Annotated in this window: 25 protein-coding genes; 15 read left to right on the plus strand and 10 right to left on the minus strand. The window is 74.1% G+C overall.

Going from position 1 to position 26,879, the window contains the following annotated elements:
• Window positions 1-26: 26 nt before the first annotated feature.
• Window positions 27-2,594, minus strand: a complete 2,568-nt coding sequence (locus tag ABD335_RS06140) for an NACHT domain-containing protein (protein ID WP_344321055.1) — start codon at window positions 2,592-2,594, stop codon at window positions 27-29.
• Window positions 2,595-2,798: 204 nt separating this feature from the next.
• Between ABD335_RS06140 and ABD335_RS06145 the strand changes: the two genes are divergently transcribed.
• Window positions 2,799-3,224: a helix-turn-helix domain-containing protein gene (locus ABD335_RS06145; RefSeq protein ID WP_344321056.1), complete on the plus strand. Its 426-nt coding sequence runs from the start codon at window positions 2,799-2,801 to the stop codon at window positions 3,222-3,224.
• 52 nt (window positions 3,225-3,276) lie between these two features.
• Window positions 3,277-3,723 (plus strand): VOC family protein, encoded by a 447-nt coding sequence (locus tag ABD335_RS06150; protein ID WP_344321057.1) that lies wholly within the window; start codon window positions 3,277-3,279, stop codon window positions 3,721-3,723.
• A 94-nt stretch (window positions 3,724-3,817) separates the two neighbouring features.
• Here the strand turns inward: ABD335_RS06150 and ABD335_RS06155 are convergent, their stop codons facing one another.
• The 5 genes from ABD335_RS06155 to ABD335_RS06175 all read right to left on the minus strand — a co-directional run bounded on the left by ABD335_RS06155 (window position 3,818) and on the right by ABD335_RS06175 (window position 8,407).
• Window positions 3,818-5,080 (minus strand): sensor histidine kinase, encoded by a 1,263-nt coding sequence (locus ABD335_RS06155; protein ID WP_425583556.1) that lies wholly within the window; start codon window positions 5,078-5,080, stop codon window positions 3,818-3,820.
• Window positions 5,081-5,216: 136 nt separating this feature from the next.
• A complete protein-coding gene (gene cseB / locus ABD335_RS06160; RefSeq protein WP_344321059.1) occupies window positions 5,217-5,909 on the minus strand; it encodes a two-component system response regulator CseB in 693 nt (230 codons plus the stop codon).
• 7 nt (window positions 5,910-5,916) lie between these two features.
• Complete coding sequence (locus ABD335_RS06165) at window positions 5,917-6,642, minus strand: LppP/LprE family lipoprotein (RefSeq protein ID WP_344321060.1); 726 nt, start codon at window positions 6,640-6,642, stop codon at window positions 5,917-5,919.
• A 20-nt stretch (window positions 6,643-6,662) separates the two neighbouring features.
• Entirely contained in the window at window positions 6,663-7,235 is a 573-nt protein-coding gene (locus tag ABD335_RS06170) for a SigE family RNA polymerase sigma factor (protein ID WP_344321061.1), read from the minus strand.
• A 209-nt stretch (window positions 7,236-7,444) separates the two neighbouring features.
• Window positions 7,445-8,407, minus strand: a complete 963-nt coding sequence (locus ABD335_RS06175; RefSeq protein ID WP_344321062.1) for an HhH-GPD family protein — start codon at window positions 8,405-8,407, stop codon at window positions 7,445-7,447.
• 182 nt (window positions 8,408-8,589) lie between these two features.
• Here ABD335_RS06175 and ABD335_RS06180 point away from each other — a divergent pair, with 182 nt between their 5' ends.
• Together ABD335_RS06180 and ABD335_RS06185 are read left to right on the plus strand one after the other, a co-directional pair.
• Window positions 8,590-10,392 (plus strand): sensor histidine kinase, encoded by a 1,803-nt coding sequence (locus ABD335_RS06180; protein WP_344321063.1) that lies wholly within the window; start codon window positions 8,590-8,592, stop codon window positions 10,390-10,392.
• Window positions 10,393-10,441: 49 nt separating this feature from the next.
• Window positions 10,442-11,101 carry a response regulator transcription factor gene (locus ABD335_RS06185; RefSeq protein ID WP_344321064.1) on the plus strand — a complete coding sequence of 220 codons (660 nt, stop codon included), beginning with the start codon at window positions 10,442-10,444 and terminating at the stop codon, window positions 11,099-11,101.
• Here the strand turns inward: ABD335_RS06185 and ABD335_RS06190 are convergent.
• Window positions 11,080-11,685 carry a phosphatase PAP2 family protein gene (locus ABD335_RS06190; protein ID WP_344321065.1) on the minus strand — a complete coding sequence of 202 codons (606 nt, stop codon included), beginning with the start codon at window positions 11,683-11,685 and terminating at the stop codon, window positions 11,080-11,082. The two genes, ABD335_RS06185 and ABD335_RS06190, sit on opposite strands and share 22 nt — an antisense overlap.
• Window positions 11,686-11,911: 226 nt before the next feature.
• Between ABD335_RS06190 and ABD335_RS06195 the strand changes: the two genes are divergently transcribed.
• Entirely contained in the window at window positions 11,912-12,700 is a 789-nt protein-coding gene (locus tag ABD335_RS06195; protein WP_344321066.1) for a hypothetical protein, read from the plus strand.
• A gap of 121 nt (window positions 12,701-12,821) precedes the next feature.
• On the opposite strand, the gene disA is transcribed toward ABD335_RS06195, so the two are convergent.
• On the minus strand, window positions 12,822-13,880 hold the full coding sequence (gene disA, locus ABD335_RS06200) for a DNA integrity scanning diadenylate cyclase DisA (protein WP_344321089.1): 1,059 nt from the start codon (window positions 13,878-13,880) through the stop codon (window positions 12,822-12,824).
• 90 nt (window positions 13,881-13,970) lie between these two features.
• On the minus strand, window positions 13,971-15,383 hold the full coding sequence (gene radA, locus ABD335_RS06205) for a DNA repair protein RadA (protein ID WP_344321067.1): 1,413 nt from the start codon (window positions 15,381-15,383) through the stop codon (window positions 13,971-13,973).
• A gap of 223 nt (window positions 15,384-15,606) precedes the next feature.
• On the opposite strand from radA, the gene ABD335_RS06210 reads away from it, so the two are divergent.
• Window positions 15,607-17,232, plus strand: a complete 1,626-nt coding sequence (locus tag ABD335_RS06210) for a BACON domain-containing protein (RefSeq protein ID WP_344321068.1) — start codon at window positions 15,607-15,609, stop codon at window positions 17,230-17,232.
• Between the two features lie 192 nt (window positions 17,233-17,424).
• Here ABD335_RS06210 and ABD335_RS06215 read toward each other — a convergent pair whose 3' ends face one another.
• A complete protein-coding gene (locus ABD335_RS06215; RefSeq protein ID WP_344321090.1) occupies window positions 17,425-18,171 on the minus strand; it encodes a DUF3109 family protein in 747 nt (248 codons plus the stop codon).
• A 164-nt stretch (window positions 18,172-18,335) separates the two neighbouring features.
• Between ABD335_RS06215 and ABD335_RS06220 the strand changes: the two genes are divergently transcribed.
• From ABD335_RS06220 to proC, 9 genes are all read left to right on the plus strand, one after another.
• Window positions 18,336-19,277, plus strand: a complete 942-nt coding sequence (locus ABD335_RS06220) for a Ppx/GppA family phosphatase (RefSeq protein WP_344321069.1) — start codon at window positions 18,336-18,338, stop codon at window positions 19,275-19,277.
• 84 nt (window positions 19,278-19,361) lie between these two features.
• Window positions 19,362-20,198 (plus strand): sugar phosphate isomerase/epimerase family protein, encoded by an 837-nt coding sequence (locus ABD335_RS06225; protein ID WP_344321070.1) that lies wholly within the window; start codon window positions 19,362-19,364, stop codon window positions 20,196-20,198.
• Complete coding sequence (locus ABD335_RS06230; protein ID WP_344321071.1) at window positions 20,195-20,902, plus strand: TetR/AcrR family transcriptional regulator; 708 nt, start codon at window positions 20,195-20,197, stop codon at window positions 20,900-20,902. The genes ABD335_RS06225 and ABD335_RS06230 overlap by 4 nt, the downstream gene beginning before the upstream one ends.
• A gap of 142 nt (window positions 20,903-21,044) precedes the next feature.
• Window positions 21,045-22,883, plus strand: coding sequence for a dihydroxy-acid dehydratase (gene ilvD, locus ABD335_RS06235; protein WP_344321072.1), 1,839 nt, complete (start codon window positions 21,045-21,047; stop codon window positions 22,881-22,883).
• A gap of 52 nt (window positions 22,884-22,935) precedes the next feature.
• Window positions 22,936-23,448: a hypothetical protein gene (locus ABD335_RS06240; RefSeq protein ID WP_344321073.1), complete on the plus strand. Its 513-nt coding sequence runs from the start codon at window positions 22,936-22,938 to the stop codon at window positions 23,446-23,448.
• A gap of 43 nt (window positions 23,449-23,491) precedes the next feature.
• Window positions 23,492-24,055, plus strand: a complete 564-nt coding sequence (locus ABD335_RS06245) for a GNAT family N-acetyltransferase (protein WP_344321074.1) — start codon at window positions 23,492-23,494, stop codon at window positions 24,053-24,055.
• Window positions 24,056-24,166: 111 nt separating this feature from the next.
• Complete coding sequence (locus tag ABD335_RS06250; RefSeq protein WP_344321075.1) at window positions 24,167-24,925, plus strand: ABC transporter ATP-binding protein; 759 nt, start codon at window positions 24,167-24,169, stop codon at window positions 24,923-24,925.
• A complete protein-coding gene (locus ABD335_RS06255) occupies window positions 24,922-25,659 on the plus strand; it encodes an ABC transporter permease (RefSeq protein ID WP_344321076.1) in 738 nt (245 codons plus the stop codon). Before ABD335_RS06250 ends, ABD335_RS06255 begins: the two co-directional genes overlap by 4 nt.
• A 257-nt stretch (window positions 25,660-25,916) precedes the next feature.
• Window positions 25,917-26,729, plus strand: a complete 813-nt coding sequence (gene proC, locus ABD335_RS06260) for a pyrroline-5-carboxylate reductase (RefSeq protein ID WP_344321077.1) — start codon at window positions 25,917-25,919, stop codon at window positions 26,727-26,729.
• Window positions 26,730-26,879: the final 150 nt, after the last annotated feature.

The raw sequence follows: 26,879 nt of genomic DNA on the forward strand, positions 1-26,879 counted from the left end.
TTTCCGTCGGGTTTCCGTCAGTTCCGTCAGGGCTCGGCGCGGAGTTCGACGCCGGGAGGGAGCCCGTGGAGGTGCGGGTGGAACCCCTCCCCGATCACCAGGACCCGCAGGCGGGGGAAGGCCGCCAGCCAGGAGAAGTCCCACCGGAACCCCTTCGGCTCCAGCCACAGATGGGTCAGCCGGTCGGCTTCGACGTGCTCGATCAGTTCGTCGGGTTCGAGGTGTCCGCTCCGGTAGTGGATCCGGGAACGACCCCCCAGGGCGGCCAGGACACGGAGGTCGGCGGTGCTGCGGGCGGAGAAGTACAGACCCTCCTCGTCGAGGTGGGCGATGATCTCCTCGGCGTACGTCTCGCGGTCGAAGCGGTGCCAGGACCAGGCGAGCTGGCGGCGCACGTCGAGCGAGGGGTGGTCCCGGTACCGGGCCAGCAGCGGGATCGCCGCGTCGGTGCCCACCCGGGTGGCGGTGACGACGACCGCCTCGGCCACCTCGTCCCTCAGCCCCTCGGGACCGGGCAGCAGGCCGAGGACGAGCGGTCCGCCCAAGTCCGCCAGAGCGCGGGCGTCCGGGCGGTTCCGCGGCGGCAGCAGCGGGGCGACGGCGGAGCGCACCCGCTCCCGCACGGCCGGGTCCAGCTCGGTGGCGTGCTCCAGACAGGCCAGGGCCAACAGCCTGCCGCGAAGCCGCGCGGCGGTCGCGGTGCGTCCGGCGTCCCCGGCGGCGACCAGGCCGTCGAGGATGCGGGCGCGCTCGTCCGGGCGGGCGTGGGCGACCGCCATCCGCACCACGTCCTCCATCTGGGGCTCGTCGGCGTTGTTCACCAGCCAGGGGAAGTCGCGGGCCTCCACCAGCGCCTTGGCGGCCAGGTAGTCCTGGAAGGTGCGGTGGACGAAGTCGATCTGCCCGACGACGGGCTCGCGCAGCAGGCCGCTGCGCTCCAGCAGGTGGCGCAGCACCTCCTCCGGAGCGGCCTCGAGGTACGCCATCATCGGCAGCGCGCCTTCCAGAACGGCCAGCGCGTCGGCGCGGTCCATCTGGGCGCGGTCGTTGCGCACCATCCAGTACGCCAGCTTCTGCAACAGGGCGATCTGCGGCTCCTTGGAGATCCGCAGGTCGCCCTCGTGGTGCATGCCGCGCTCGGTGTCGCGGCGCTCCAGCAGCATCGACAGCGCCGCCTCGTACAGGTCCCTGCGGCTCTGCGGCAGGAAGCCGCGGCGCTCGCGGTGCAGGGCGCACAGCAGGCCGCACATCAGCGGGTTGGTGGCCAGACGGCCGAGGTCGGACGTGGTGCGCAGGGCGGCCAGCAGGGAGCGGGCCGTCTCCGGCTCCGCCCCGACGGCGGCGTGCCAGCGCTCGACGAACGCGGCGATGTCGTCGCGGTCCATCGGCGTCAGGCTCAGCTCGCCGAAGCCCTCCGAGACCAGCCACTCGTCGCGCACCGCCGAGGGGCGGGAGGTGACCAGCCACAGGTTGTCCGGATAGGCGCCGATCAGGTCGTACAGCCGGCGGCGGGTCTCCTCGCGCTCCCGCTCGGGGATCTCGTCCACGCCGTCGACCAGCAGCAGTCCGCGGCCGTCGGAGAGCACCCGGTCGGCCCAGCCGGGCGGCTGCGCCCCGGCGACCGGGCAGCGCACCGCCTCCAGGAAGCGGTCGGGGGTGGGCAGCCCGGCGGACGCGAACGTCCGCAGGGGCAGGACGAACGGGACGCGGCCGGCGAGCTCCGGGGGCGGTGCGCCCTCCTCGCCCGGCGGCCGGGCCGCCGTCACCGCCAGCCACTGCACCAGCGTCGTCTTGCCCGATCCGGCGACACCGCGCAGCAGCACGCGGGTGCGCTCGGCGAAGATCCGGTCGGTGCGGACGGGGAGGGAGCCCTCGTCGTGGCTCGCCTCCAGCGACAGGAACGCCGTGTCGAGCCGCCACTCGCGGGATTCGGCCAGATCGAGGCCGTAGATGGTCAGACGGCTGTGCCGGCGGACGATGTAGTCGGCGTACCGGCGCTCGAACTCCGCGTCCTCGGCGGACCGGGCGGCCAGGGCGCGCGCCCGCTCGGCACCGACCGTCAGCCGCGCCTCCAGCGCGGCCTGCCGCCGGGTCTGCTCGACCAGGGCACGGGCGACGAACGTGGAGCGCTGGGTGAAGAAGTGCAGGATCTGGTCGCAGGCGGCCTCCAGCAGCGCGTCGTGGAGCACGGCCGCGCCCTCGGCCAGGTCCCGGGTCGGATCGCCGGCCGCCTCGCGCAGTCGCCGGGCCAGCGCGCGCCCGCCCAGCGCGACCGCCTGGACGTCGCTCATGTCGAGGTCGCCGAGGGCGTACAGGGTGCGGGCCAGGGCGTGGGCGACGGCCCGCTCCTCGTGCTCGGGCAGGCGCTCGGCGGCGGGCAGCGGCTCGACGGCCCGCTCCAGCAGCTCGGCCGCGAGTCGGCGCAGGTCCTTCTCGCCCAGGGTGCGCTTCTCGCCCCGGAAGGAGAGTCGGCCGCTCAGCCGCACGGGCCGGTCGACCAGCCCGGCTCCCGGTCCCTCCCGTACGAACAGCCTCCCGACCAGCGGCGCGATGGCACTCGCCGCCAGCCGCGCACCGATGGTCGCGGCGTCCATGAGCCCCCCTTGCTCCTCCCGGCGGTGTTCCCCGGGCCTGTTCCCCGGGCCTGTTCTCCGGGCCTGTCCCGGACCTGTTTTCGGACCTGTTCTGCCGGCCGTCCTTCTCGGTCCGTCGCTGGGGAGATCGTAGGGCCGGGCGGCCCTCCGGGGGCGGGTGGCGGGGAAGGCGTCGGTGTCACACCCCCGTGTGACCATCGGGACATGACCACTCCCGGGACGGCGAGGCTGCGGCAGTTGCGGCGCGCCAAGGACCTGATGGACCGCGACTGGGCCGAGCCGCTCGACGTGGACGCGGTGGCCGCGCACGCCGGGTACTCGCGCTACCACTTCGTCCGCGCCTTCAAGGCCGCCTACGGGGAGACGCCCGGCCGGTACCTCACCCGGCGCCGCGTGGAGCGGGCCGAGGAGCTGTTGCGGTGCGCCGACCTCTCCGTCACCGAGATATGCGTCCGCGTCGGATTCAGCAGCCTGGGCACCTTCTCCGCTCGTTTCAAGGAGCTGACGGGGACGAGTCCCAGCGCCTACCGCGCCCGTCACGTGCGGCGCGGGGCGGCGCTGATCCCCGGGTGCTACGCGATGCTGTGGACGGGCGGGTTCAAGGAGCGCAATTCCGGAGAAGCGGGGTGAGAGGGGCGCTGCCTACGGTGAAGCCACACGTTCACGACCGTGGGAGGACACCATGATCAAGGGCCTGGCCATAGCCACCGTCTGGTCCACCGACCAGGAGCGGGACCTGAGGTTCTTCACCGAGAAGCTCGGTTTCGAGGTGCGCAGCGACGTCTCCATGGGCGACATGCGCTGGATCACCGTCGGCGCCAAGGACCAGCCGGACGTCGAGCTGACGCTGATGCGGACGGACGGCTCCGGGCTCGACCCCGAGTCGGCCGAGGCGCTGACCAAGCTGGTCGACAAGGGGGTCCTGGGTGCGGGCGTGATGCGGACGGACGACTGCCGCGCCACCTACGAGGAGCTGAGGGCGCGGGGCGTGGAGTTCCTTCAGGAGCCCCAGGAGCGCCCGTACGGGACCGAGGCGATCTTCCGGGACGAGTCCGGCAACTGGTACTCGCTGACCGAGCGCCGCGAGAGCCTGGACCTGAGCAAGGAGTGGTCGGAGGTCTGCGACTGACCGATGCCGGCACCGTTCACCGGCATCGACGCCGGCACCGGTACCGCTCGCCGGCCGGACGCCCCGTGTGTCCCCGCGCGCCCTGCGCGCGTCCTCACACGCGCGCGGCGGTGTCCGGGGGCTTCGGGGGAAGCCACAGGACGGCCACCGCGCCGGTCGGCTCGGCGTTGCGCAGGGAGAGGCGGGCACCGAGCACCCGGGCCTGGCCCGCCGCGATCGTCAGCCCCAGCCCGTGCCCGCCGCCCGACCGGTCCGTGCTGCCCGTGCGGAAGCGGCTCGGCCCCTCGGCCAGCAGCTCCGCGGGGAAACCGGGGCCGTGGTCGCGCACCCGCAGCCTGCGGCCGTCGACCACCACCTCCACGGGGGCCCGGCCGTGGCGCATGGCGTTGGCCAGGAGGTTGCCGAGTATGCGCTCCAGACGGCGCGGATCGGTGGCCACCACGGCGTCCTGCTCCACGCTCAGCCGGGCCTCGGGCGCCAGCGCGCGCACCCGGCGCGCGACGAACTCGCCCAGCGCCACCTCCTGGAGTTCGGCGCGCTCGGCGGCACCGTCCAGCCGGGCGACCTCCAGCACGTCCTCCACCAGGGTGCGCAGCGCCTGGGCCCGGTCGCGGACCAGTTCGGTGGGGCGGCCGGGCGGCAACAGCTCGGCCGCCGTGAGCAGCCCGGTCACCGGGGTGCGCAACTCGTGCGCGATGTCCGCGGTGACCCGGCGCTCCGCCTCCAGCCGTCGCTGGAGGGCGTCGGCCATCCGGTCGACGGCACGCGCCAGCTCGTCGGTCTCGTCCCGCAATCGGCCGTCGATCGCGTCCCGCACGCGCACCCGCGTGTCGCCCTCCGCGACCCGGCCCGCCGCGGCGGCGGCCCGACGCAGCCGGTGGGAGAGCCGTCCGCCGATCAGCACGCCCAGCGCCGTGCCGCCCAGCACCACCGCCACCGAGCCGAGCACCAGCGCCCGGTCCAGGTCGGCGAGGACGGCGTAGCGGTCGGTGAAGCGGGTGCGCAGGGAGAGCACCCGTCCGTCGGGCAGCGGCGCGGCGGCCCAGACGTCCAGGGCCTGACCGGGCTCCTCCATCACGTACGTGGCGCGCTCGCCCCCGGCGACGGCGTCCCGCAGCGGGGCCGGCAGCGCGGGGTCGTCGATCTCGGCGCCGAAGGGGAGGCGGCCGAGCGACTCGTAGACCCGCAGGGCGGCCACCACCCGCTCGTCCTGCACGTCGCGGCTGCTGTCGAGCATCGAGGCGCGGGTGGCGTTGTGGACCACCAGACTGAGTGCCAGCGCCACCAGCGCGCCGACGGCGGCGATGGCGGCACTGAACTTCCAGCGCAGATCGGCGCGCGGAGCCCACCGCCGCAGGTGCGGACCCAGCCGCCGGCACAGCCGCCGCCCCCGTCGGCCCACCTGCCGGCCCGTCCGTCGGCCCATTCGTCGGCCCACTCGTCGACTCGGCCGCCGGTACGCGCGCGGATCCGGACGCGAGGCCACCGGGCGATCAGCCCCTCAGCTTGTAGCCGAAGCCGCGGACCGTCTCGATCCGCTGCTGCCCGATCTTGCCGCGCAACCGCTGCACGTGGACGTCCACGACCCGGGTGTCGCCGCCCCAGCCGTAGTCCCACACCCTCTCCAGCAGCCGGTCGCGGCTGAGCACCGTGCCCGGGGCGGTGGAGAACTCCAGCAGCAGCCGCATCTCCGTCGGCGTGAGCGGCACCGGCTCACCGGCGCGCCGCACCTCCATCCCCTCGGTGTCGATCTCCAGGTCGCCGAACCGCAGCGTCCCGGCGTCCGGATCGTCGCCCGCGTCCTGGGCGCCCCGGGCCCGTACGAAGCGGCGGAGCACCGCGCGGATGCGGGCGACCAGCACCGCGCTGTCGAAGGGCTTGGTCACGTAGTCGTCGGCCCCGGCCTCCAGGCCGAGCACCACGTCGATGGGGTCCGCCCGCGCCGACAGCATGATCACCGGCACCAGCGACTCGTCGCGGATGCGGCGGCACAGGCTCACCCCGTCCAGGCCCGGCACCATCACGTCCAGCAGCGCGATGGCCGGCCGCCGCGCGTGGAACGCCTCCAGCCCCTCCAACCCGTTCGCGGCGGCGGTCACCGTGAAGCCGTCGCGCTCCAGGGTGAGCTGGGTGGCCTCCCTGATGACGTCGTCGTCCTCCACGAAGAGCACATGTGTGTCGGCCATCGGCCCATCAGCCTCCCTCGTCCGCTCCGGCCCCGTCGCCCCCGTCCGACGTCCCCGGCGCCTTCGACGCCTCGGGAGCGTCCGGCTCCTGGAGTTCGCGCTCCACCGCGGTGAACCGGTCGTCCCGCCACGCGTAGGTGACCACGTCCCGGCCGGACGGGCAGCACACGGGATCGCCGTCCAGGTAGACCTGCTGGACCACCCGCAGCCGGTCGTCGACCGCCTCGGCGTGGACGGGCGGCTCCTCCGAGGCGAACACCCCGACGTACTGTCCGTTGGTGCTCTGCCGGTAGACGTAGCTGCCGACGCCCATGCCGTCGTTGCAGTCCGAGACGTTGACCAGGACGTCCGGCGCGTGGCCGCCGGTCAACCGCCCGTACGACACGTCGACCGGCCACACCTCGGTCGTGCACGGCCGCAGGACCTTCTTGACGTTCTCCCCGATCTTGGGGTCCTCTCGCAGCAGCGCCAGGACGTCCAACTCGCCCTCGGTGCCCGGCGGGTAGACGGGACCGGCCCGGCTGGGCAGCGACGAGGGCGGTGGGACGCGGGGCGCGGGCCCCGTCTCCGAGCCGTCCGGAGGGGAGGCCGACGGCGGGGACGCGGGCAGCGGGGACGCCCCGGGGGCCGGGACGTCGGTGGCGGGCGCGCCGGACGCCTCGATCCGCACGCCGCCGCTGTCGCAACCGGCCAGCGCGGACGCCACCAGCACGACGGCGGTGGCCGTCGCCACCGCCGGCCTCGCACCGGGCGTCACCGACACCGCCTGTTCCCCTCCCCCGCGCCACCGTCACCGTTGTCGTTGCCGTCGCCGCGCTCCTGGCGGGCGCGGCTGTCCAACTCCTCGCGCAGCCGTGCCAGCGCACGGTGCAGAGTGCTCTTGACCGTACCCGGTGACATGCCCAGCGCCGACGCCGTCTCCTCCGTGCTCAGCTGCTCCCAGTGGCGCAGGACGACCACACTGCGCTGCTTGGGGGCCAGCACGCCCAGTATGTCGAGGAGCAGGGACCGGTCGGCGTGCTGCTCGGTGACGTCGTCCACGCTCACCACGTCCGGCGGCATCTCGGTGGGCACCTCGGTCAGCCGTCGGGAGCGCCACCACTGGGTGCGGGTGTTGAGCATCACGCGACGCAGATAGGCGTCCGCCAGGGACTTGTCCGCGATGCCGTCCCAGTGGCCGTAGGTGCGGGCCAACGCGGTCTGCAACAGGTCCTGGGCGTCCACCGGGTCGGCGACGAGGCGGCGGGCGCTGCGCAGCAGGGCGTCCTGCCGGGTGCGGACGTACTCCTCGAAGTCCAGTGCCTGTGGTGCCGTCGCCGTGGCCATGCCGCCTCCCATGCGTCCGCGCGGATTCCCGCGACCCGTAAGCCCCCGTCGTGGCCGGTCAGGGCAGGGACGCTACGGAGACGGTGTTGCGGCTCACCGCACGGGGAGGGCACGGGCGGCGCACGGCTGTCCGGCGATTGTGTAACGACCGGGGGCGGGACGGGCACGGGGAGCGGGCGGGGTGCGGCGCCGGACGCCGCACCCCACCGTCACATGCCCTGGGGCCGGCCCTGGGGCAGCCGGTAGACACCGCCTTCCAGCGGCTCGACCAGCCCGTCCGCGACCAGCCCGTCCAGCGCGCGGGCCCGCTGCACCGGCTCGTCCCACACCTGGTCCAGGACGGCCTGGGGCACCGGCTCCACCGCCTCGCGCAGGACGGCCAGCAGCCTGCCGCGCACCTGGCGGTCGGTGCCCGCGTAGCTCTGGCCGCGGCGCGGCGGACCGTCGTGCGCGGGTGAACCCGCCCGACGCCAGGCGCACAGGTCCGCGATCGGGCAGCGCGCGCAGTCCGGCCGCCGGGCCGTGCACACCAGGGCGCCCAGCTCCATCGTCGCCGCGGCCCAGCGGGCGGCCGTCGCGTCGTCCTCGGGCAGGACGGCGCGGGCGAGCCTGCGCTCGGCGGCGGTGGTGGCGGTCGGGGGGAACTCCCGCCCGCCGAAGGCACGGGCGAAGACGCGCCGGACGTTGGTGTCCAGCACCGCGTGCCGCTGCCCGTAGGCGAAGGAGGCCACGGCTGCCGCCGTGTACTCGCCCACGCCCGGCAGCGCGAGGAGCTGGGCGTGCTCCTTGGGCACATCGCCGCCGTGCCGTTCCGTTATGGCGGCGGCGGCGCCGTGGAGGCGCAGGGCGCGGCGCGGGTAGCCCAGCCGACCCCAGGCGCGCACCGCCTCGCCGGGCGGCTCGGCGGCCAGGTCGGCGGGACGGGGCCAGCGGGCGAGCCACTGCTCGTAGACGGGCAGCACGCGGCTGACGGGCGTCTGCTGGAGCATGAACTCACTGACCATGACCCCCCAGGCGCCCGCCTCGGGGCGGCGCCAGGGCAGGTCGCGGGCGTTCTCGTCGAACCACTTGATGACGGGAGCGTGGAGGTCGGCGGGGGCGGGGGACTCGGGGGGACGGAGGTCGGTCGCGTGGAGACCGGTGGCGCTGTGCTCGGATGTGGTCGCAGTCATGGCCTTCCGATCCTGACACGGTGGAGTGCGGCAGCGCAGCGGTCCGCGCCGGTCGGACCCTCGGGACCACCCGTCGTACCCCATGCCGCGCCCCGCCGTGCTCGCGCTTCCACCCGCCTCACCTGCGCACACCTGACTTTCGTCAGGAGCGCGTGACGCGGATGGCCGGTAGCGTCGCGCGGGTGAGAGTACGTACCGCCGTACGCGGCATCCTGGCCTGGGCGGCGGTCGGCGTGCCCGTGGTGCTGGAGGACCGGTACGGCCACGCCGATCCGGTGGAGTGGTGGTGGACCGCGGGCGGGCTGGCGGTGCTGGCCGCGGCGGTGGGCCTGGCCCGTACCCGGCCGGTGGTGAGCTGGCTGCTGGCGGCGGGGCTCTCGCTGACCGCCTCGCCCGGACTGTTCACCCTCTCCTACGGACCGGCGCTGGCGGGCTTCGCCGGGGTGCTGGGCCTGAGGGCGGAGCGGACGCGGAGCGCGCTGCGGGCCTTCGCCGCGGTCGCCGCGGCCGGGACGGTCCTGGTGCCGCTGAGGGCACCCGATCCGGTCATGGTCTGGCTCGTGCTGGTGGGAACCCTGCTCTTCGGCGCCGTCTTCCCCTGGCTCGCGGGCCGCTACCGCCGCCAGGACCGGGCTCTGGTGCTCGCCCTGCTGGACCGTGCCGCGCGGCTGGAGCGCGAGCGGACGATGGTGGCGGAGCGGGCTCGGCTGCGCGAGCGCGCCCGGATCGCCGAGGACATGCACGACGCACTCGGCCACGAACTCGGCCTGATCGCACTGCGCGCCGGGGCGCTGCAGGTGGCTCCGGGGCTGGCGGAGGAACACCGCGTGGCGGCGGGGGAGGTGCGCGCGGCAGCGGCCGACGCGACCGACCGGCTGCGCGAGATCATCGGCGTCCTGCGCGATGCCGGCGCTCCCGGCGGGCTCGGCGCTCCCGGCGGGCTCGGCCGGGGCGTCCCGGTCGCGCCGGCCTCGGCTCCGCTGGCCCCGGTCGGGGAGTCGATCGCCGCCCTGGTGGAGCGGGCCGCCGACTCCGGGCTGCGGGTGCGGCTGGTCGGCGGGGACACCGCGGGGCTGCCGGAGCCGGTGGAGCGGGCCGCCCACCGGGTGGCGCAGGAGGCGCTGACCAACGCGGCCAAGCACGCCCTCGGCGCCGCCGTCACCGTGACCGTGGAGCGCGGTGCGGACGCGGTCACCGTGGAGGTCGTCAACGAACCGCCGCCGAGCCGTTCGGACGGCGCCCAGGGCGTTCCGGGCACCCGCGGACACGGGCCGGCCCCGGGCTGCGGCAGCGGGCTGGCCGCGCTGCGGGAGCGGGTGCGGCTGGTCGGCGGGGAGTTCACCGCGGGCGCGCGGCCCGACGGCGGGTTCTCGGTCCGGGCCCGACTGCCGTACGTCGCCGGGCACCGGCTCCGGCCGGACGTGTGGGGAGGCGTACGGGCAGGAGACCCGGAGGGGGAACTCGACATCGCGGCCATCAGGCTCGCCCAGCAGCAGCGGGTGGGGCGGCGCTGGATGCTGAGGGCGTCCGCTGTCGCCGGTGGTGCCGCGGTCGCCGTGGTGGCGGCCGTCCTGGGCTGGTACGCCTACACCACCACCCACTCCGTCCTGCCGCCCGAGACCTACGAGCGACTGCGCGTCGGCGACGCGGAGGCCGACGTCCGGCGCGGACTGCCCGACCGGGCGGTCTCCGACCCGCCGGTCGACCGCGCGCCCGCCCCTCCGGTCGGGGCCCGCTGCGAGTACTACCGGACCAATGGCGAGCTGTTCACCAGCGTGGCGACCTACCGGCTGTGCTTCGCCGAAGGCCGTCTGGTCGAGAAGACCGTCGTCCCCATGGCGGGAGGCCGAGGCGACGGGGACCGGGGCGACGAAGGTCGGGGCGAGGAAGGCCGGGGCGACGGAGGCCGGGAGGAGTGGAACCGACATGACGGAAGCCGAAGCGACACGGAACGAGACGACGGGGGACGACGTGACGGGACCTGAGGAGACCGGACCCGAGGCGACAGGGTTCGGGGCAGCAGGGGCCGAGGCGGTGGGAGCCGGAGTCATCCGCGTGCTGCTGGCCGATGACGAGGCGATGATCCGCGCCGGAGTGCGGGCCATCCTCTCCGCCGATCCCGGGATCGAGGTGGTCGCGGAGGCCGGGGACGGCCGCGAGGCCGTGGAACTGGCCCGCGCCCACCGGCCGGACGTCGCCCTGCTCGACATCCGCATGCCCCGTCTGGACGGACTGGCCGCGGGCGAGCAGATCGTACGGACCGTTCCGGACACCGCCGTCGTCATGCTGACCACCTTCTCCGAAGACACCTACATCACCCGCGCGCTCGGCGGCGGCGCCAGCGGTTTCCTGTTGAAGTCCGGCGATCCGCACGAGTTGCTCTCCGGCGTACGGGCCGCGGCCGACGGCGGCGCCTTCCTCTCCCCGAAGGTCGCCCGGCACGTCATCAGCGAGTTGGGCGCCCGCCGTCTGGCGCGTGGTGCCGCGGCTCGGACGCGCACCGAAGCGCTCACCACCCGCGAACGCGAGGTCCTCGCCCTGATCGGTGAGGGACACTCCAACGCGGAGATCGCCCGGCGCCTGCACCTGACCGAGGGCACCGTGAAGGGCTATGTGAGCGCCGTCCTGGACCGGTTGGAGGTCGGCAACCGCGTTCAGGCGGCGATCGTCGCCTACGAGGCCGGACTGGTGTAGCCCAGCCGCGCGCGTACCCGGTCCGCCAGCACGGCGGCGGGCCCCACCGCCGCCCACGTCACCAACAGCACCACCACCGTGCCCAACACCGCCCCGGCCGCCACGTCGTGTGGGTAGTGCACACCGACGAACACCCGCGAGAACGCCGTCGACAGCGCCAGTGGCAGCGCCAACCAGGCAGCCGCCCGCCAGACGACCACGACGGCCACCGCCGACGCGACGGCGATGGTGGCGTGGTTGCTGGGGAAGGACCAGTCGCCCGGCTCGGGGCAGGGGGCGATGGGAACCGCCGCGCCCACCACGGCCCGACACGGCCGTTCCTCCCGCACGACCACCTTGACGGCCTCGCTGATGCCGTACGCCACCGCCACCCCCACCGGACCGAGCAAGGCCCGCGCGAGCACCCGCGGCTCGGCGTGCCGCACCCGCCAGCACGCCGCCGCGAGCAGCGCGAGGAGGATGAGCAGCCCGCCCTCGGTGCCGTACTCGGCGAGGGTGTGCACCCAACCGGGAGTGTCGTGAGCGAAGTCGGTGACATCGCGGTAGAGGTCGCCGTGGAGATCGCTGGGAAGATCGCTGTTCATGCGTGAACGGTACGGAAAGCACCGGCTCCGTCACACCCTGCGATCGTCAGGTGTCGTTCCTGACGATCGTCAGGTCCACAGGGCCGTTCATCATAAAAGTTGACCGCTTGTGCGGCGAGTAAGGCCATGTGGGGCACTTGATGTCTCGTAAGGTTTGCGCGTGGGATCTCTGCGCCATCCGGTTGGACCCCTCCCTTCCTCCATCTACTGGCGGCGAAGGGCGGTTGTGCTTGTGCTCCTGTCGGCCCTGGTACTGCTCGTCGTCTGGGCGGTCTGGTTCAGGAGTCCCGACGGCGACGGCGGAAACGACCAGGGCAGAGGGCGGGACGGCGGCCACGCCCCCAGCACCATCACGCCCGGACCGTCCTCCTCCGAGTCCCTCATCAGCGAACACCCCGGCGGGCGCGACGAGGTGAGCGGCGGCTCCGGCGGCGCGGACGGAGACACGGGCGGCTCCGGCGGCTCCGGCGGTACCGGTGGCGCCGACGGCGGGGAAGACGGAGGCGTGGGCGGCGTTGGCGGCGCGAACGGCGCGGACGGTGGCGCGAACGGCGGTGCGGACACCGGCGTTTCGGGCGGTGCCGAGGCCCTGCCGGCCGGCTCCGACCTCCCGAATTGCCGCCCCGGCTCGGTCGAGGTGACGCTGCGCAGCGTCGAGAACCGGTACGCGCCCGGGGAGAAGCCCGTCTTCCGGCTGACGGTGCGGAACGGCGGCGACGGCGCCTGCAAGGTCGACTTCGGCAGCGAGGCCACCGTCTTCACCATCATCGAGGCCGGGGACGGCGACGAGAAGGTCTGGAAGTCCGAGCACTGCCCGAAGGGCGACCGTTCGGCCTTCTACCGGGTGCCGGCGGGCGGTACGGCCGTGCACACCCTGGAGTGGGACCGCCGTCACAGCACCCCCGAGTGCGGCACTCCGGGCGACACCGCCAAGGCGGGCACCTACCTGGTCGAGGCCAAGGTCGAGGGACTGGCGGAGAAGGTGCGCACCTCGTTCGTCCTCACCAAGGACTGACTCACCAAGGACTGAGCGACGGCGGACGACGGGGTACGGACGCGGAGCGCGGAAGACGGAGCGGAGACGGAAAAGCCCGGTCGCACGGCGACCGGGCACCGTCCACGGCACCGTGGTACCGCTAGACGTACCGCTCCAGGATCGAGGACTCCGCCAGCCGCGACAGCCCCTCGCGGACCGACCTGGCCCGCGCCTCGCCCACGCCGTCGACGGTCTGCAGGTCGTCCACGCTCGCGGCCAGCAGCTTCTGCAACCCGCCGAAGTGCTCGACCAACCGCTCGATCACGGCGTTCGGCAGCCGCGGCACCTTCGCCAGCAGGCGGTAACCCCGCGGCGAGACCGCCGAGTCCAGCGACTCGGGAGAGCCGCTGTAGCCCAACGCCCGGGCCACCGTGGGCAGGTCGAGCAGTTCGGTCTGGGAGAGCCGGTCCAGCTCGGTCAACGCCTCGTCGACCGTGCGGGACCGCTTGGCGGTCGGCTCGGGCACGTAGTCGCGGGCGACCAACTCGCGCTCCGGCTCCACGCCCGCGATCAACTCGTCGAGTTGGAGGGAGAGCAGCCGCCCGTCCGTGCCCAGTTCCACCACGTACTCGGCGATCTCCGTGGCGATCCGGCGGACCATCTCCAGCCGCTGCGAGACCGCGGAGACGTCGCGGACGGTCACCAGGTCCTCGATCTCCAGCGCGGAGAGCGTGCCCGCCACCTCGTCCAGACGCAGCTTGTACCGCTCCAGCGTCGCCAGCGCCTGGTTGGCCCGGGACAGGATCGCCGCCGAGTCCTCCAGCACCCGCCGCTGCCCGCCGACGTACAGGGCGATCAGCCGCATCGACTGGCTCACCGACACCACGGGGAAACCGGTCTGGATCGACACCCGTTGCGCGGTGCGGTGCCGGGTGCCCGTCTCCTCCGTGGGGATCGAGGCGTCGGGGACGAGCTGCACACCCGCCCGCACGATCTTGGTGATGTCCTTGTCGAGGATCAGCGCGCCGTCCAGCTTGCACAGTTCGCGCAGCCGCGTCGCGCTGAACTCCACGTCCAGCACGAAACCACCGGTGCACAGCGACTCGACGGTCTTGTCCATGCCCAGGACGATGAGTCCGCCGGTGTTCCCCCGCAGGACGCGTTCCAGGCCGTCGCGCAGGGCGGTACCCGGCGCGACGGCGCTCAGCGAGGCGCGCATCAGGCCGTCGGAGCCGGCTGCTGCCCGGTCATTGGCTGCCACGGCACTCCTTCGGGTCATGCGTACGTACGGGCGAGACCTGGGCAAAGTCTACCGGCGGCCGTCGGCGTCGTGTGGCGCGCTCCGACGGGGGCGGGCGGGCAACACCCGCAGCGCCTCTCCTATGTCCGTGACCTCCGTCACCCGCATCCCCTGGGGAACCTTCCCCGGATCGACCGGAACCAGGGCGTGGGTGAAGCCCAACCGCGCGGCCTCGGCCAGTCGCCGCTGCACCCCGGTGACCCGGCGCACCTCGCCCGCCAGGCCCACCTCGCCGATCGCCACCAGGTTCTTCGGCAGCGGGGTGTCACTGGCGGCGCTGGCGAGCGCGAGCGCCATGGCGAGGTCGGCGGCCGGCTCGGAGAGCCTGACCCCGCCGACGGTGGCGCTGTAGATGTCGCGCTTGCCGAGCTGGGCGATCTTCCCCCGCTGTTCGAGGACGGCCAGCATCATCGACACCCGCGAGGTCTCCAGGCCGGACGTCGTGCGGCGCGGGGAGGGGATCTGGGAGTCCACCGTCAGGGCCTGCACCTCGGCGACGAGGGGCCGGCGGCCCTCCAGGGTGACGGTCAGACAGGTGCCGGGCACGGGCTCGTCGCGCCGGGTCAGGAACAGCCCCGACGGATCGGCCAGACCCGTGATGCCCTCGTCGTGCAGCTCGAAGCAGCCGACCTCGTCGGTCGCCCCGTAGCGGTTCTTCACCCCGCGCACCAACCGCAGCCGGGCGTGCCGGTCGCCCTCGAAGTGCAGCACCACGTCCACCAGGTGTTCGAGGAGGCGGGGACCGGCGATGGCGCCGTCCTTGGTGACGTGGCCCACCAGCAGCGTGGACATCCCGCGCTCCTTGGAGGCGCGGATCAGCGCCCCGGCCACCTCGCGCACCTGGGCCATGCCGCCCGGCGCGCCGTCGACCTCCGGAGAGGCCACCGTCTGCACCGAGTCCAGGATCAGCAGCGAGGGCTTCACCTCGTCCAGGTGGCCCAGCACGGCGGAGAGATCCGTCTCGGCGGCCAGGTACAGGTGGTCGTCTATCGCCCCGATCCGGTCGGCCCGCAGCCGGACCTGCCCGGCGGACTCCTCGCCGGTGACGTAGAGGGTGCGGTGGTCGGGGCCGGCCGCCTTGGCGGCCACGTCCAGCAGCAGCGTCGACTTGCCCACCCCCGGCTCGCCGGCCAGCAGCACCACCGCGCCGGGCACCAGCCCGCCGCCGAGCACCCGGTCCAGCTCGGGCACGCCGGTGGAGCGCGCGGTGGCCACCTGCCCGTCCACCTGGCCGATGGGGAGTGCGGGGGACGAGACCCGGCCGGGCGCGGTGGTGCGGACGGCCGGGGTGCCGCCGGTCTCCTCGACGGTGCCCCAGGCGTGGCACTCCGGGCAGCGGCCGAGCCACTTGGCGGTGGTGTAGCCGCACTCGGTGCAGCGGTAGGCGGGACGGTCCTTGGCGGACGACTTGCGGGCAGCCATGCGCCTCACGGTAGCCGGAGGCTCCGACAGCGCGGACCCGCACCGCGGCGACGCCCCGAGCCGGCGCCGTCGGACGGCTCGCCGGGCCCCGGCGCGCCCTCCCCCGACTCTCCCCCGGCCTTCACTGTGCGTTTGTGCGGTTTCCCGCAAGTTGTCACCCGTAAGGGTTAAACCCGCGCAAGCATGGCCAGGGATGCCCGGCCTTCCGCCTACGGTCGGCTGGGTGACGAGCACTCGGCGCGAGCACCCCACGCATCCCACCGGCGCACACCGGGCGCACCGTGGCACGCACCGCGCTGCGGCGCAGCCGCCGGTGTGCTTCGACCCGTACCTGGACCACCTGGACGGGCTGTTCACGTACTGCCTGTCCGTCATGTGCGAGCACGAGGCGGCCATCACCGTCCTCGGCGAGGCGCTGGCCATCGCCGACCGGCAGCGCCGCCGCGGCCGCACCCCCGGCGACACGGCACTGCACCGGGCCTGGCTGTACGCGCTGGTCCGCTGGTCCTGCCTGCGGCGCCTCGCCGAGCGGCAGAGCCGCACCGTGCCTCCCGAGCTTCCCGGGCCCGTCGCCACCGTGCGCCGCCGCGAGCTGGCCGCGCTCGCCTGGCCCGAGGCGGCCGGCACGAGCCCCGAGCAGCGCGAGGCCCTGGAACTGGCCGTGCGCCACCACCTGCCCGTCCACGAGGTCGCCGCCGTGCTCGGCATGGACCACGACGGCACCGAACTGCTGCTCTCCAGCGGCGCCTGCGAGGTGGAGCGCACCCGTACCGCCCTCGCCGTCCTCGACCGGGGCGGCTGCGCCGCCGTGGCCCGGCTCGCCGGGGACCGCGAGGTGCTGCTGGGCAGCGCGCTGCGCCGGGAGCTGGTGCGACACGTGGACGAGTGCCCCGAGTGCCGCCGCACCGCCGAGCGGGTGCTGGCGGGCGGCCCGTGGCCGGGCACCGCGCCCGCGGACACCGGGGCGCTCACCGTGCTGAAGGCGCCGCGCCACGAGGTGCACGCCGCCATGCTCGCCGCGCTGCACGCGCGGGCCCAGCACACCCCGCGCTTCGACCGGCGCGGCTTCCCCGTCGGGGCCAGGGACCGGGCCGAACGCTTCGACCGGCTGCGCAGCCGTGCGGTGACCACCACGGTCGTGGCGACCGTCGTCGCCGCGCCGGTGCTGGCGCTGTGGGCGGCGTACCGGGGGGCGCCGCTGGCGGACGCCGGCCCGGGCAGCGCCCCGGTCTCGGCGGCCGAGCGGAAGGACTCCGACAACCCGTACGGAGTGCCCTACGGGGACCGGAGCCGCGCCGGGAGCACCGACACCTCCCGCGACGGGCCCGGCATCCGCGTCGACGTGGACGGCGCCGACGGGGAGAAGTCCTCCCCCTCCGGTCCGGACCGGAAGGGACGGGCGGGCGAGGACGGCGCACCGGGGAAGGACGGCCGTACGGGCCCGGGACGGCTGACGGTCGAGGCACAGCCCGCCGGGGACGCCACGCTCGTCACGCTCGTCGCCTCCGGGGGCCGGCCGGTCCAGTGGTCGGCCGCCACGGACGCCCCCTGGCTGAGGCTGAGCCGTGCGCACGGGACGCTGCGCCCCGGGGAGTCGATCACGATCACGGTCACCGTGGACCGGGCGCGGGAGCCCGCCGGCATGTGGACGGCACGCATCTCGATCCACCCCGCCAAGGCGGTGATCACCCTCCAGGGGCGCGGCGCCGCGCCCGCCCCCGCCGACCCGCCGCCGTCCGCCCCACCGCCCCGGGAACCGTCCGAGCCGCCTCCCGCCGGCGGCCCGAACGAGCCGTCCGCCCCGCCGCCGTCGCAGCCCGCTCCGTCCCCGCCGGCGCAGTCCGGCTAGGGCTCCGAGCCGCTGCCGCGCCACGCGGGCCGGGGTGCCGCCGGGGCCTCCCCCCGGTCGGCCCCCGGCCGGCACGGCGATCCGGAAGCAGGCTCCGGCACAGCCCGCGGGCCCGCGCGCGGACGATCGCCACCCGCGCGATCGCCACCCGCGCGATCGCCGCCGACCGCCACCGGGCGGCCCCTCACCGCGTCATCCGGCCTCCGGTTCGTCGGCCGGTGCGGCGGGTCCGTCCGCCGGGTGCGGGGCCGGTACCGACCCGGCCGCCAGCCGCTCCTCGCACAGCCGCGCCAACCGCTCGTACGCCGCCGGGCCCATCAGCTCCGTCAGCTCCGGCCGGTACGAGACGTACACCGGCTCGCCGGCCTGGTGGGCGGACGGCGCGCCGGTGCACCACCAGTGCAGGTCGTGCCCGCCCGGGCCCCAGCCGCGGCGGTCGTACTCGCCGATCGAGACGTACAGCTTCTGCTCGCCGTCCGGCAGATCCACCCACTCGAACGTCCGCCGGATCGGGAGCTGCCAGCACACGTCCGGTTTGGTCTCCAGCGGCTCGCGGCCCTCCCGCAGCGCCATCGTGTGCAGCGCGCAGCCCGCGCCGGCCGGGAAGCCGGGACGGTTGAGGAAGATGCACGCGCCCTGGTGCCGCCGCGTCTGCCGCTCGCCGTCCTCGGTCACCTCGACCCAGCCGCGCTCGGAGGTCCCTTCCGCGTGGAACTGCCAGAGCTCGGGCGTGAGACGTGCCGCGTGCGCCGCCACGCGCTTCTCGTCCTCCTCGTCGGAGAAGTGCGCCCCCAGCGTGCAGCAGCCGTCGCTCGCGCGCCCCGCGTGGATGCCCTGGCACCCCCGGCCGAAGACGCAGTTCCAGCGTGAGGTCAGCCACGTCAGGTCGCAGCGGAACACCTGCTCGTCGTCCGCCGGGTCCGGGAACTCCACCCACATCCGGGCGTGGTCCAGCCCGACCTCCTCGTCCCTGGCGCGCCGCGGCCCACCACCCACGTTTCGGCCTTTGCCCTGGTTCGCCGTTTTCGTCTTCGTCACGCCCCAAGGGTATGCACCTCCGCCGTGTCCCTGGGTCTCACCCGGCCGCAGTAGCGTGGCTCCTTATGAGACTCGGTGTCCTTGACGTGGGTTCGAACACGGTGCACCTCCTGGTGGTGGACGCGCACCCGGGCGCCCGCCCGCTGCCCGCCTACTCCCACAAGGCGGAGCTGCGCCTGGCCGAGCTCCTCGACGAGGACGGCGCGATAAGCCCCGACGGGGTGGAGAGGCTCGCCGCCACCGTCCAGGAGGCCCTGGACGTCGCCGAGGACAAGGGCGTGGAGGACCTGCTGCCGTTCGCCACCTCCGCCGTGCGGGACGCCGCCAACGCCGACCGGGTGCTGGCGCACGTGGCCGCCGAGACGGGCGTGGAACTGCGGGTGCTGTCCGGCGAGGACGAGGCGCGGCTGACGTTCCTCGCCGCCCGCCGCTGGTTCGGCTGGTCGTCCGGACGGCTGCTGGTCATCGACATCGGCGGCGGCTCGCTGGAGATCGCGTACGGCATCGACGAGGAGCCCGACGCCGCCGTCTCCCTTCCCCTGGGCGCGGGCCGTCTCACCTCGGCCTGGCTGCCCGGCGACCCGCCCGACCCGGCCGACGTCCGCGCGCTGCGCCGCCACGTGCGGCACGAGATCGCCAAGGTCGTCGGCGACTTCAGCAGGCTGAGCGCGCCCGACCACGTGGTCGCGACCTCCAAGACCTTCAAACAGCTCGCCCGACTGGCGGGCGCCCCCCGCTCCGCCGAGGGTCCGTACGTGCAGCGCGAGCTGCATCGCGCCGCGCTGGAGGAGTGGGTGCCCAAGCTGGCCGGCATGTCCACCGCCGAGCGCGCGAACCTCCCCGGCGTCTCCGAGGGCCGCGCCCGGCAGCTGCTGGCCGGGGCGCTGGTGGCGGAGGGCGTCATGGACCTCTTCGGCGTGGAGAGGCTGGAGGTCTGCCCCTGGGCCCTGCGCGAGGGCGTCATCCTGCGCCGCCTGGACACCCTGGCCACCGCGTCGGCGTCGTGAGCTTTCCCACACTTCCGCCCCGTCCGCCCCGGAAAGGCCGCCGTACCGCGGGGCCTTTCCGCGCCGCGCCGTAGGCTGTTCCCCGTGGTTCATCCAGCGGTGCACTCCCCGGAACCGAAGCCGGAACCGAAGGTCGCCCTCTCCACGGCCTCCGTCTATCCGGAGACCACGGCGACGGCCTTCGAGATCGCCGCGCGCCTCGGCTACGACGGTGTCGAGGTCATGGTGTGGACCGATCCGGTCAGCCAGGACATCGAGGCCCTGCGCAGACTCTCCGACTTCCACGGCGTCCCGGTGCTGGCCGTGCACGCCCCCTGCCTGCTGATCACCCAGCGGGTCTGGTCCAAGGACCCCTGGACCAAGCTCCAGCGCTCCCGCGAGGCCGCCGAGAAGCTGGGCGCGGGCACGGTCGTGGTCCACCCGCCGTTCCGCTGGCAGCGCGCCTACGCCCGGGAGTTCGTCCGGGGCGTGTGGCGGATGGCGAACGAGACCGACGTGCGCTTCGCCGTCGAGAACATGTATCCCTGGCGCTACCGCGACCGCGAGATGCTCGCGTACGCCCCTGCCTGGGACCCCACCGAGGACGACTACCGCCACTTCACCCTCGACCTGTCCCACACGGCCACGGCCCGCAACGACACCCTCGGCATGGTGGACCGCATGGGCGACCGCCTGGCGCACGTGCACATCGCCGACGGCCGGGGCTCCGCCAAGGACGAGCACCTCGTCCCCGGGCGCGGGAACCAGCCGTGCGCCGAGGTGCTGGGACGCCTGGCCGCGTCCGGCTTCGACGGGAACGTCGTGGTGGAGGTCAACACCCGACGCGCGATGTCCTCGGCCGAACGCGAGGCCGACCTCGCCGAGGCGCTGGCCTTCACCCGTCTCCACCTCGGCTCCGCCGCCCCGGCGGCCGGACAGTGAACGGCCCCGAAGCGGACGCCGGGAACGCGGGGAACGCCGCGCGGCCCGCGCGCCGTCGCGGCCGTCCGACGTCGGCCGCCCGCGCGGCGGCGGGGGAGGCCGCGCGCGACCGCATCCTCGCCTCGGCCCGCGCCGAGTTCGCCGAGCGCGGCTACGACAAGGCGTCCATCCGGGCCATCGCCCGCGGGGCGGAGGTCGACCCGGCCCTGGTCCACCACTACTTCGGCACCAAGGAGCAGGTCTTCGAGGCGGCCGTCGAGGTCTCCCTGGCGCCCGTCCGGGAGGTCCTGGAACGGCTTCCGCCGGAGGCCCCCGACGTCCTGGGCCACCGGCTCGTCGGCTTCTTCCTCGGACTGTGGGAGGACCCGGCCACCCGCGCGCCCCTGCTGGCCATCGTCCGCTCGGCGGTCAACAACGAGACCGCGGCCCGGATCTTCCGGGGCATGGTGACGCGGGAGCTGATGACCCGGGTGGCGCGGACGCTGGACGCCCCGGACCGGGAGCTGCGCGTGGAGCTGGCCGCGGCCCAACTGGTGGGCACGGTCATCATGCGCTACGTGCTCGGCATCGAGCCGCTGGCCTCCGAGAGGGCGGACGACCTGGTCGCACGGCTCGCGCCGGTCGTCCAGCACCACCTGACCGGGAGCGCCCCGGCCGGGGGGCACACCGCGCGTCCGTCCGGGGAACACCCGGGCGGAGGGTGAACCGACGTCTTACGATCCGGACTTTCGGTCCGGATCATGGGCGGGGAGCGTACGCTCGAAGGCTACGGCCCCCAGGCCGGCACATCCTACGGACCGTCCGCGAACCGACGCGTCCACCGGCTCACGAAGGAGTGGAGCAGCCATGCCCGAGCTGAGGTCCCGCACCGTCACCCACGGCCGCAACATGGCGGGGGCCCGTGCCCTCCTGCGGGCCGCGGGCGTAGCGCGCGAGGACTTCGGCAAGCCGATCATCGCGGTGGCCAACAGCTTCACCGAGTTCGTCCCCGGGCACACCCACCTTCAGCCGGTCGGCCGGATCGTCAGCGAGGCGGTCAAGGCGGCGGGGGGCGTCCCCCGCGAGTTCAACACCATCGCCGTGGACGACGGCATCGCCATGGGCCACGGCGGCATGCTCTACTCCCTGCCGTCCCGCGACCTGATCGCGGACTCCGTGGAGTACATGACCGAGGCCCACTGCGCCGACGCCCTGATCTGCATCTCCAACTGCGACAAGATCACCCCGGGCATGCTCATGGCCGCCCTGCGGCTGAACATCCCCACCGTCTTCGTCTCCGGCGGCCCGATGGAGTCCGGCCGCGCCACCCTCGTCGACGGCACGGTCCGCAAGCTCGACCTGATCAGCGCCATCGCCGAGTCGGCCAACGACGCGGTCTCCGACGAGGACATGGCCCTCATCGAGGAGAACGCCTGCCCGACCTGCGGCTCCTGTTCGGGCATGTTCACCGCCAACTCGATGAACTGCCTCACCGAGGCCATCGGCCTGGCGCTGCCCGGCAACGGCTCGGTCCTGGCCACCCACACCGCCCGCAGGGCGCTCTACGAGGACGCCGGCCGCACCGTCGTGGAGCTCGCCCGGCGCTACTACGAGCAGGACGACGCCACCGTCCTGCCGCGCGCCGTCGCCTCCCGCGCCGCCTTCGAGAACGCCATGGCCCTGGACATCGCCATGGGCGGCTCCACCAACACGATCCTGCACCTGCTGGCCGCCGCGCAGGAGGCCGAGCTGGACTTCACGATGTCCGACATCGACGCGGTCTCGCGCCGGGTGCCGTGCCTGTCCAAGGTCGCGCCCAACGGCTCGTACTACATGGAGGACGTCCACCGGGCGGGCGGCATCCCCGCCATCCTGGGCGAGCTGTACCGCGCGGGCCTGCTCAACGAGGACGTGCGCACCGTCCACAGCGACTCCCTGGCCGAGTGGCTCAAGACCTGGGACATCCGCGGCGGCTCCCCGTCCCCCGAGGCCGTCGAACTGTTCCACGCCGCCCCCGGCTGCGTCCGCTCCGCCAGCGCCTTCTCCCAGTCCGAGCGCTGGGAGTCCCTGGACACCGACGCGGCGAACGGCTGCATCCGCGACGTGGAGCACGCCTACTCCAAGGACGGCGGCCTGGCCGTCCTCCACGGCAACCTGGCCCAGGACGGCTGCGTGGTGAAGACGGCCGGCGTCGACGAGTCGATCCTGACCTTCACCGGCCCGGCCGTGGTCTGCGAGTCGCAGGAGGAGGCCGTCGAGAAGATCCTCGGCAAGCAGGTGAAGGAGGGCGACGTCGTCGTCATCCGCTACGAGGGCCCCAAGGGCGGTCCGGGCATGCAGGAGATGCTCTACCCGACCTCGTTCCTCAAGGGCCGCGGCCTGGGCGCCAAGTGCGCGCTGATCACCGACGGCCGCTTCTCCGGCGGCACCTCGGGCCTGTCCATCGGCCACGTCTCCCCGGAGGCGGCGGCGGGCGGCACCATCGCCCTGGTCCAGGACGGCGACCTGATCGCCATCGACATCCCGAACCGCACCATCGAGCTGAAGGTGGACGAGGCCACCCTCGCCGCCCGCCGCGAGGTCCTGGGCGGCGCGTACGCGCCGAAGAACCGCGACCGCAAGGTGTCCAACGCCCTGCGCGCCTACGCGGCCATGGCCACCAGCGCCGACAAGGGCGCGGTGCGGGACGTCACCAAGCTCGGCTGACGCCCGCGGAACCCGCCCCGGCCCCGCCCGCACAGCCCGCATAATCGACACCATGAGCGAACAGCGGGAGCGCCCCGAGCCCGAGCCGATCCGGTTCTACGGCACCACCTGGGTGGACCACTCCGGTGGCTACCCGTTGCGCCGGATCGCGCTCGCGTTCGGGGCGCTGCTGCTGGCGGCGGCCGGGGCGTACGCGCTGCGGCTGGCGTACGAGGGGACGGCGATCGCCCGGACCGGCGATCTGGTGAGCACGCTGCTGGTGGTCGCCTTCGCGGTGTGCAGCTCCATGGCCTTCGCCCGCACCCTGGGCGACTACACCCGCGACCCCGACGACGTCCGCGCCCCCGATCCGTCGATGCGCACCGTCAAGGCGATCGGCTTCATCGGCGTCCTGCTCGCCTACGCCCTGCGCAGTCTGGTCGAGGCGCCGGGCGAGAAGCGGCTGCGCGCGGAGTACGACCGCGCCGTCGAGCGGTACGAGCGCCGTGCCGCCGGCCGTGCCTCCCGGCGCGGCAACCCGGCCGCCCGCCGCGGCGCGAAGCCCCGGTCCGGCCGGAGGCGCTGACCGCGGACCCGGCCGAGGGGTTCCGGAAGGGAGGACCGCACCGATGACGTCCCCGGACGCACCCGGCACCCGACCCGCCGACGGCGGCAACGTCCTGACCACCCCGCGGCTGACGCTGCGCGAGGTGCGGCCGGACGAGATCGGGCCCCTCCTCCGGGGACGTCCGACGGCGGACGCCCGCTGGGCCGAGGGCTATCCGTCCGAGGGGACGCTCGGCGGCCTCGTGCTCGTGAGTCGGATGCTCCTCGTCGACGCCTACCGGCCCGGGTTCGGCCTCTACCAGATCGTGGTGCGCGACGGCGGGGAGACCGTCGGCGACATCTGCTTCCACTCGGCGCCGGACGAGAACGGCTCGGTCGAGATCGGCTACGGCCTGGTGGAGGCGTACCGGGGCAGGGGCATCGCCACCGAGGCGACGCGCGCCCTGACCGCCTGGGCCCTGGACCGGCCGGACGTCACCGAGGTGCGCGCGGAGACGGACCCGGGCCACCTGCCCTCGCAGCGGGTCCTGCTCAAGTCCGGTTTCCGGGACGCCGGCACCCACGACGGGATGCACCGTTTCGTCCTGCGGCACGCCCCCACCGGGGCGGTGCCCCGAAGCGCGTAGGCGCGCAGGAGAGAACCCCGACCCCCGCCCGGAACCCTCCGGGCGGGGCGTACGCGTGCCCGTCCCCGCTCCCGCTTGACGCCCCGGCGGCACGGGAGCATTATTCAACACATGATGAATTCTGATGCCGGTCCGGCGATCCGCGCCGACGGCCTCACCGTCGTACGCGGCGGTCGCACCGTTCTCGACGACCTCGCCTTCGAGGTGCCGCGCTCCACCGTCACCGGCCTCCTGGGCCCCAGCGGCTGCGGCAAGTCCACGCTGATGCGCGCCATCGTGGGTACCCAGGCCAAGGTCACCGGCACCCTCGACGTCCTCGGCCGACCGGCCGGAGCCGCTCCGCTGCGCTCCCGCGTCGGCTACGTCACCCAGTCGCCCTCCGTCTACGCCGACCTCACCGCCCGCCAGAACCTGGACTACTTCGCGTCCGTCCTCGGGCTGACCGGCGCCGCCCGCCGCGAACAGGTCGAACACGCCCTCGCCGACGTCGACCTCGCCTCCCACGCCGACGTCCTCGCCGGAAACCTCTCCGGCGGCCAGCTCTCCCGGGTCTCCCTGGCCGTGGCCCTGCTGGGCACCCCCGAGCTGCTGGTCCTCGACGAGCCCACCGTCGGCCTGGACCCCGTCCTCCGCCGCGACCTGTGGAACCTCTTCCACCGCCTGGCCGCCGAGCGCGGCACCACCCTGCTCATCTCGTCCCACGTCATGGACGAGGCCGACCGCTGCGAGCGCCTGCTGCTGATGCGCGCCGGCCGCGTCCTCGCCGACGACACCCCCGACGCCCTGCGCTCCCGCACCGGCACCGAGACCATCGAGGACGCCTTCCTCCACCTGGTCGACACCGCCCGCCGCAAGGAGGCACTCCGGTGAACGTCCACCGCACCCTGGCCACCGCCCGCCGCGTCCTGCGCCAGCTCGGTCACGACCACCGCACGATCGCGCTCCTGCTGCTCGTCCCGGTGCTCCTGCTGACCCTGCTCTACTACGTCTTCGACGCCGACCGCCGCGCCTTCGACGGCATCGGCGCATCGCTGCTCGGCATCTTCCCGCTGATCACGATGTTCCTGGTCACCTCCATCGCCACCCTGCGCGAACGCACCTCGGGGACGCTGGAGCGCCTGCTCTCCATGCCGCTGGGCAAGGCCGACCTGATCCTCGGCTACGCCCTGGCCTTCGGGGTGCTGGCCATCGCCCAGGCGGCGCTGGCCACCGGCGTGGCGGTCTGGTTCCTGGACCTGGACTTCGCGGGCTCCCCCTGGCTGCTGCTGCTCGTCGCCCTGCTCGACGCCGTCCTCGGCACGGCGCTGGGCCTGTTCGTCTCGGCCTTCGCCGCCACCGAGTTCCAGGTCGTCCAGTTCATGCCCGCGATCATCTTCCCGCAGCTCCTGCTCTGCGGGCTGTTCGCCCCGCGCGACAGCATGCAGCCCGTCCTGGAGGCCGTCTCCAACGTCCTGCCCATGTCCTACGCGGTGGACGGCATGAACGAGGTCCTGCGCAACACCGACGTCACCGGCGACTTCGTCCGCGACATCGTGGTCGTCGCCGGCAGCGCCGCCCTCGTCCTCGCCGTGGGCGCGGTCACCCTCCGCCGCCGCACGCCCTGACGGATACGGGCAGGGGGGAACGGGGGAGGGCACGGCGGTGGGCCGACGGAATCGGATCGCCGCCTTTCTCTTCCCGCGGAATCCCGGAAACGAGAGGGACCTCAGGGGCCCGCTCATCCCGAGGAACCAAATCCCCGAGATCCGTTCGACGTGTGGCCGTGCCCGCCAAATGGACGGTCCGGCGACAGCGGCGCCAGGGGTGCGAGGATGGCGGTGCAGCACCGCACGCACCGAATCCGGACAAGGTGAGTCGTCCCATGACCCAGAAGATCGCCGTCCTCGGGGCGGGCAAGATCGGCGAGGCCCTGCTGTCGGGCATGATCCGCGCCGGCTGGTCGCCGTCCAACCTCCTGATCACCGCCCGCCGTCCGGAACGCGCCGAGGAGCTGCACGCGCGCCACGGCGTCACCGCGGTCACGAACGCCGAGGCCGCCAAGACCGCCGACACCCTGATCCTGACGGTGAAGCCGCAGGACATGGCGGCCCTCCTCGAAGAGCTGGCCCCCCACGTCCCCGCCGATCGTCTGGTCATCAGCGCCGCGGCCGGCATCCCGACGACCTTCCTGGAGGAACGCCTCCCCGAGGGCACCCCGGTCGTCCGCGTCATGCCGAACACCCCGGTCCTGGTGGACGAGGGCATGTCGGTGATCTCCGCCGGCACGCACGCCGGCGAGGCCCATCTCGTCCGCACCGAGGAGATCTTCAAGCCGGTCGGCAAGACGCTGCGCGTCCCGGAGTCCCAGCAGGACGCCGCCACGGCCCTGTCCGGCTCGGGTCCGGCGTACTTCTACTTCCTGGTGGAGGCCATGACCGACGCGGGCATCCTCCTCGGTCTTCCTCGGGACAAGGCGCACGACCTGATCGTCCAGGCCGCCATCGGCGCGTCGGTGATGCTCCGCGACAGCGGTGAGCACCCGGTCAAGCTCCGCGAGGCGGTCACCTCCCCCGCGGGCACCACGATCAGCGCCATCCGCGAGCTGGAGAAGCACGGTGTCCGCGCCGCCCTCATCGCGGCCCTGGAGGCGGCCCGCGACCGCAGCCGCGAGCTGGCCTCGGGCGACAAGAGCTAGCGATTTGGCGAAGGGCGACCCTTCGTGTAACGTGCTCCGAGCTGCCACGGAGCCGCCGGCTTCGGACAGACCTTCTGCCGCTTCCTGCGGCGATCACTCACTTGGTGTGACTACCCTTCCGGGGTGGAGTGCGGCGTGCCGTCATTCCTT

The sequence above is a fragment of the Streptomyces macrosporus genome, from assembly GCF_039533145.1.
Lineage (GTDB): Bacteria > Actinomycetota > Actinomycetes > Streptomycetales > Streptomycetaceae > Streptomyces > Streptomyces macrosporus.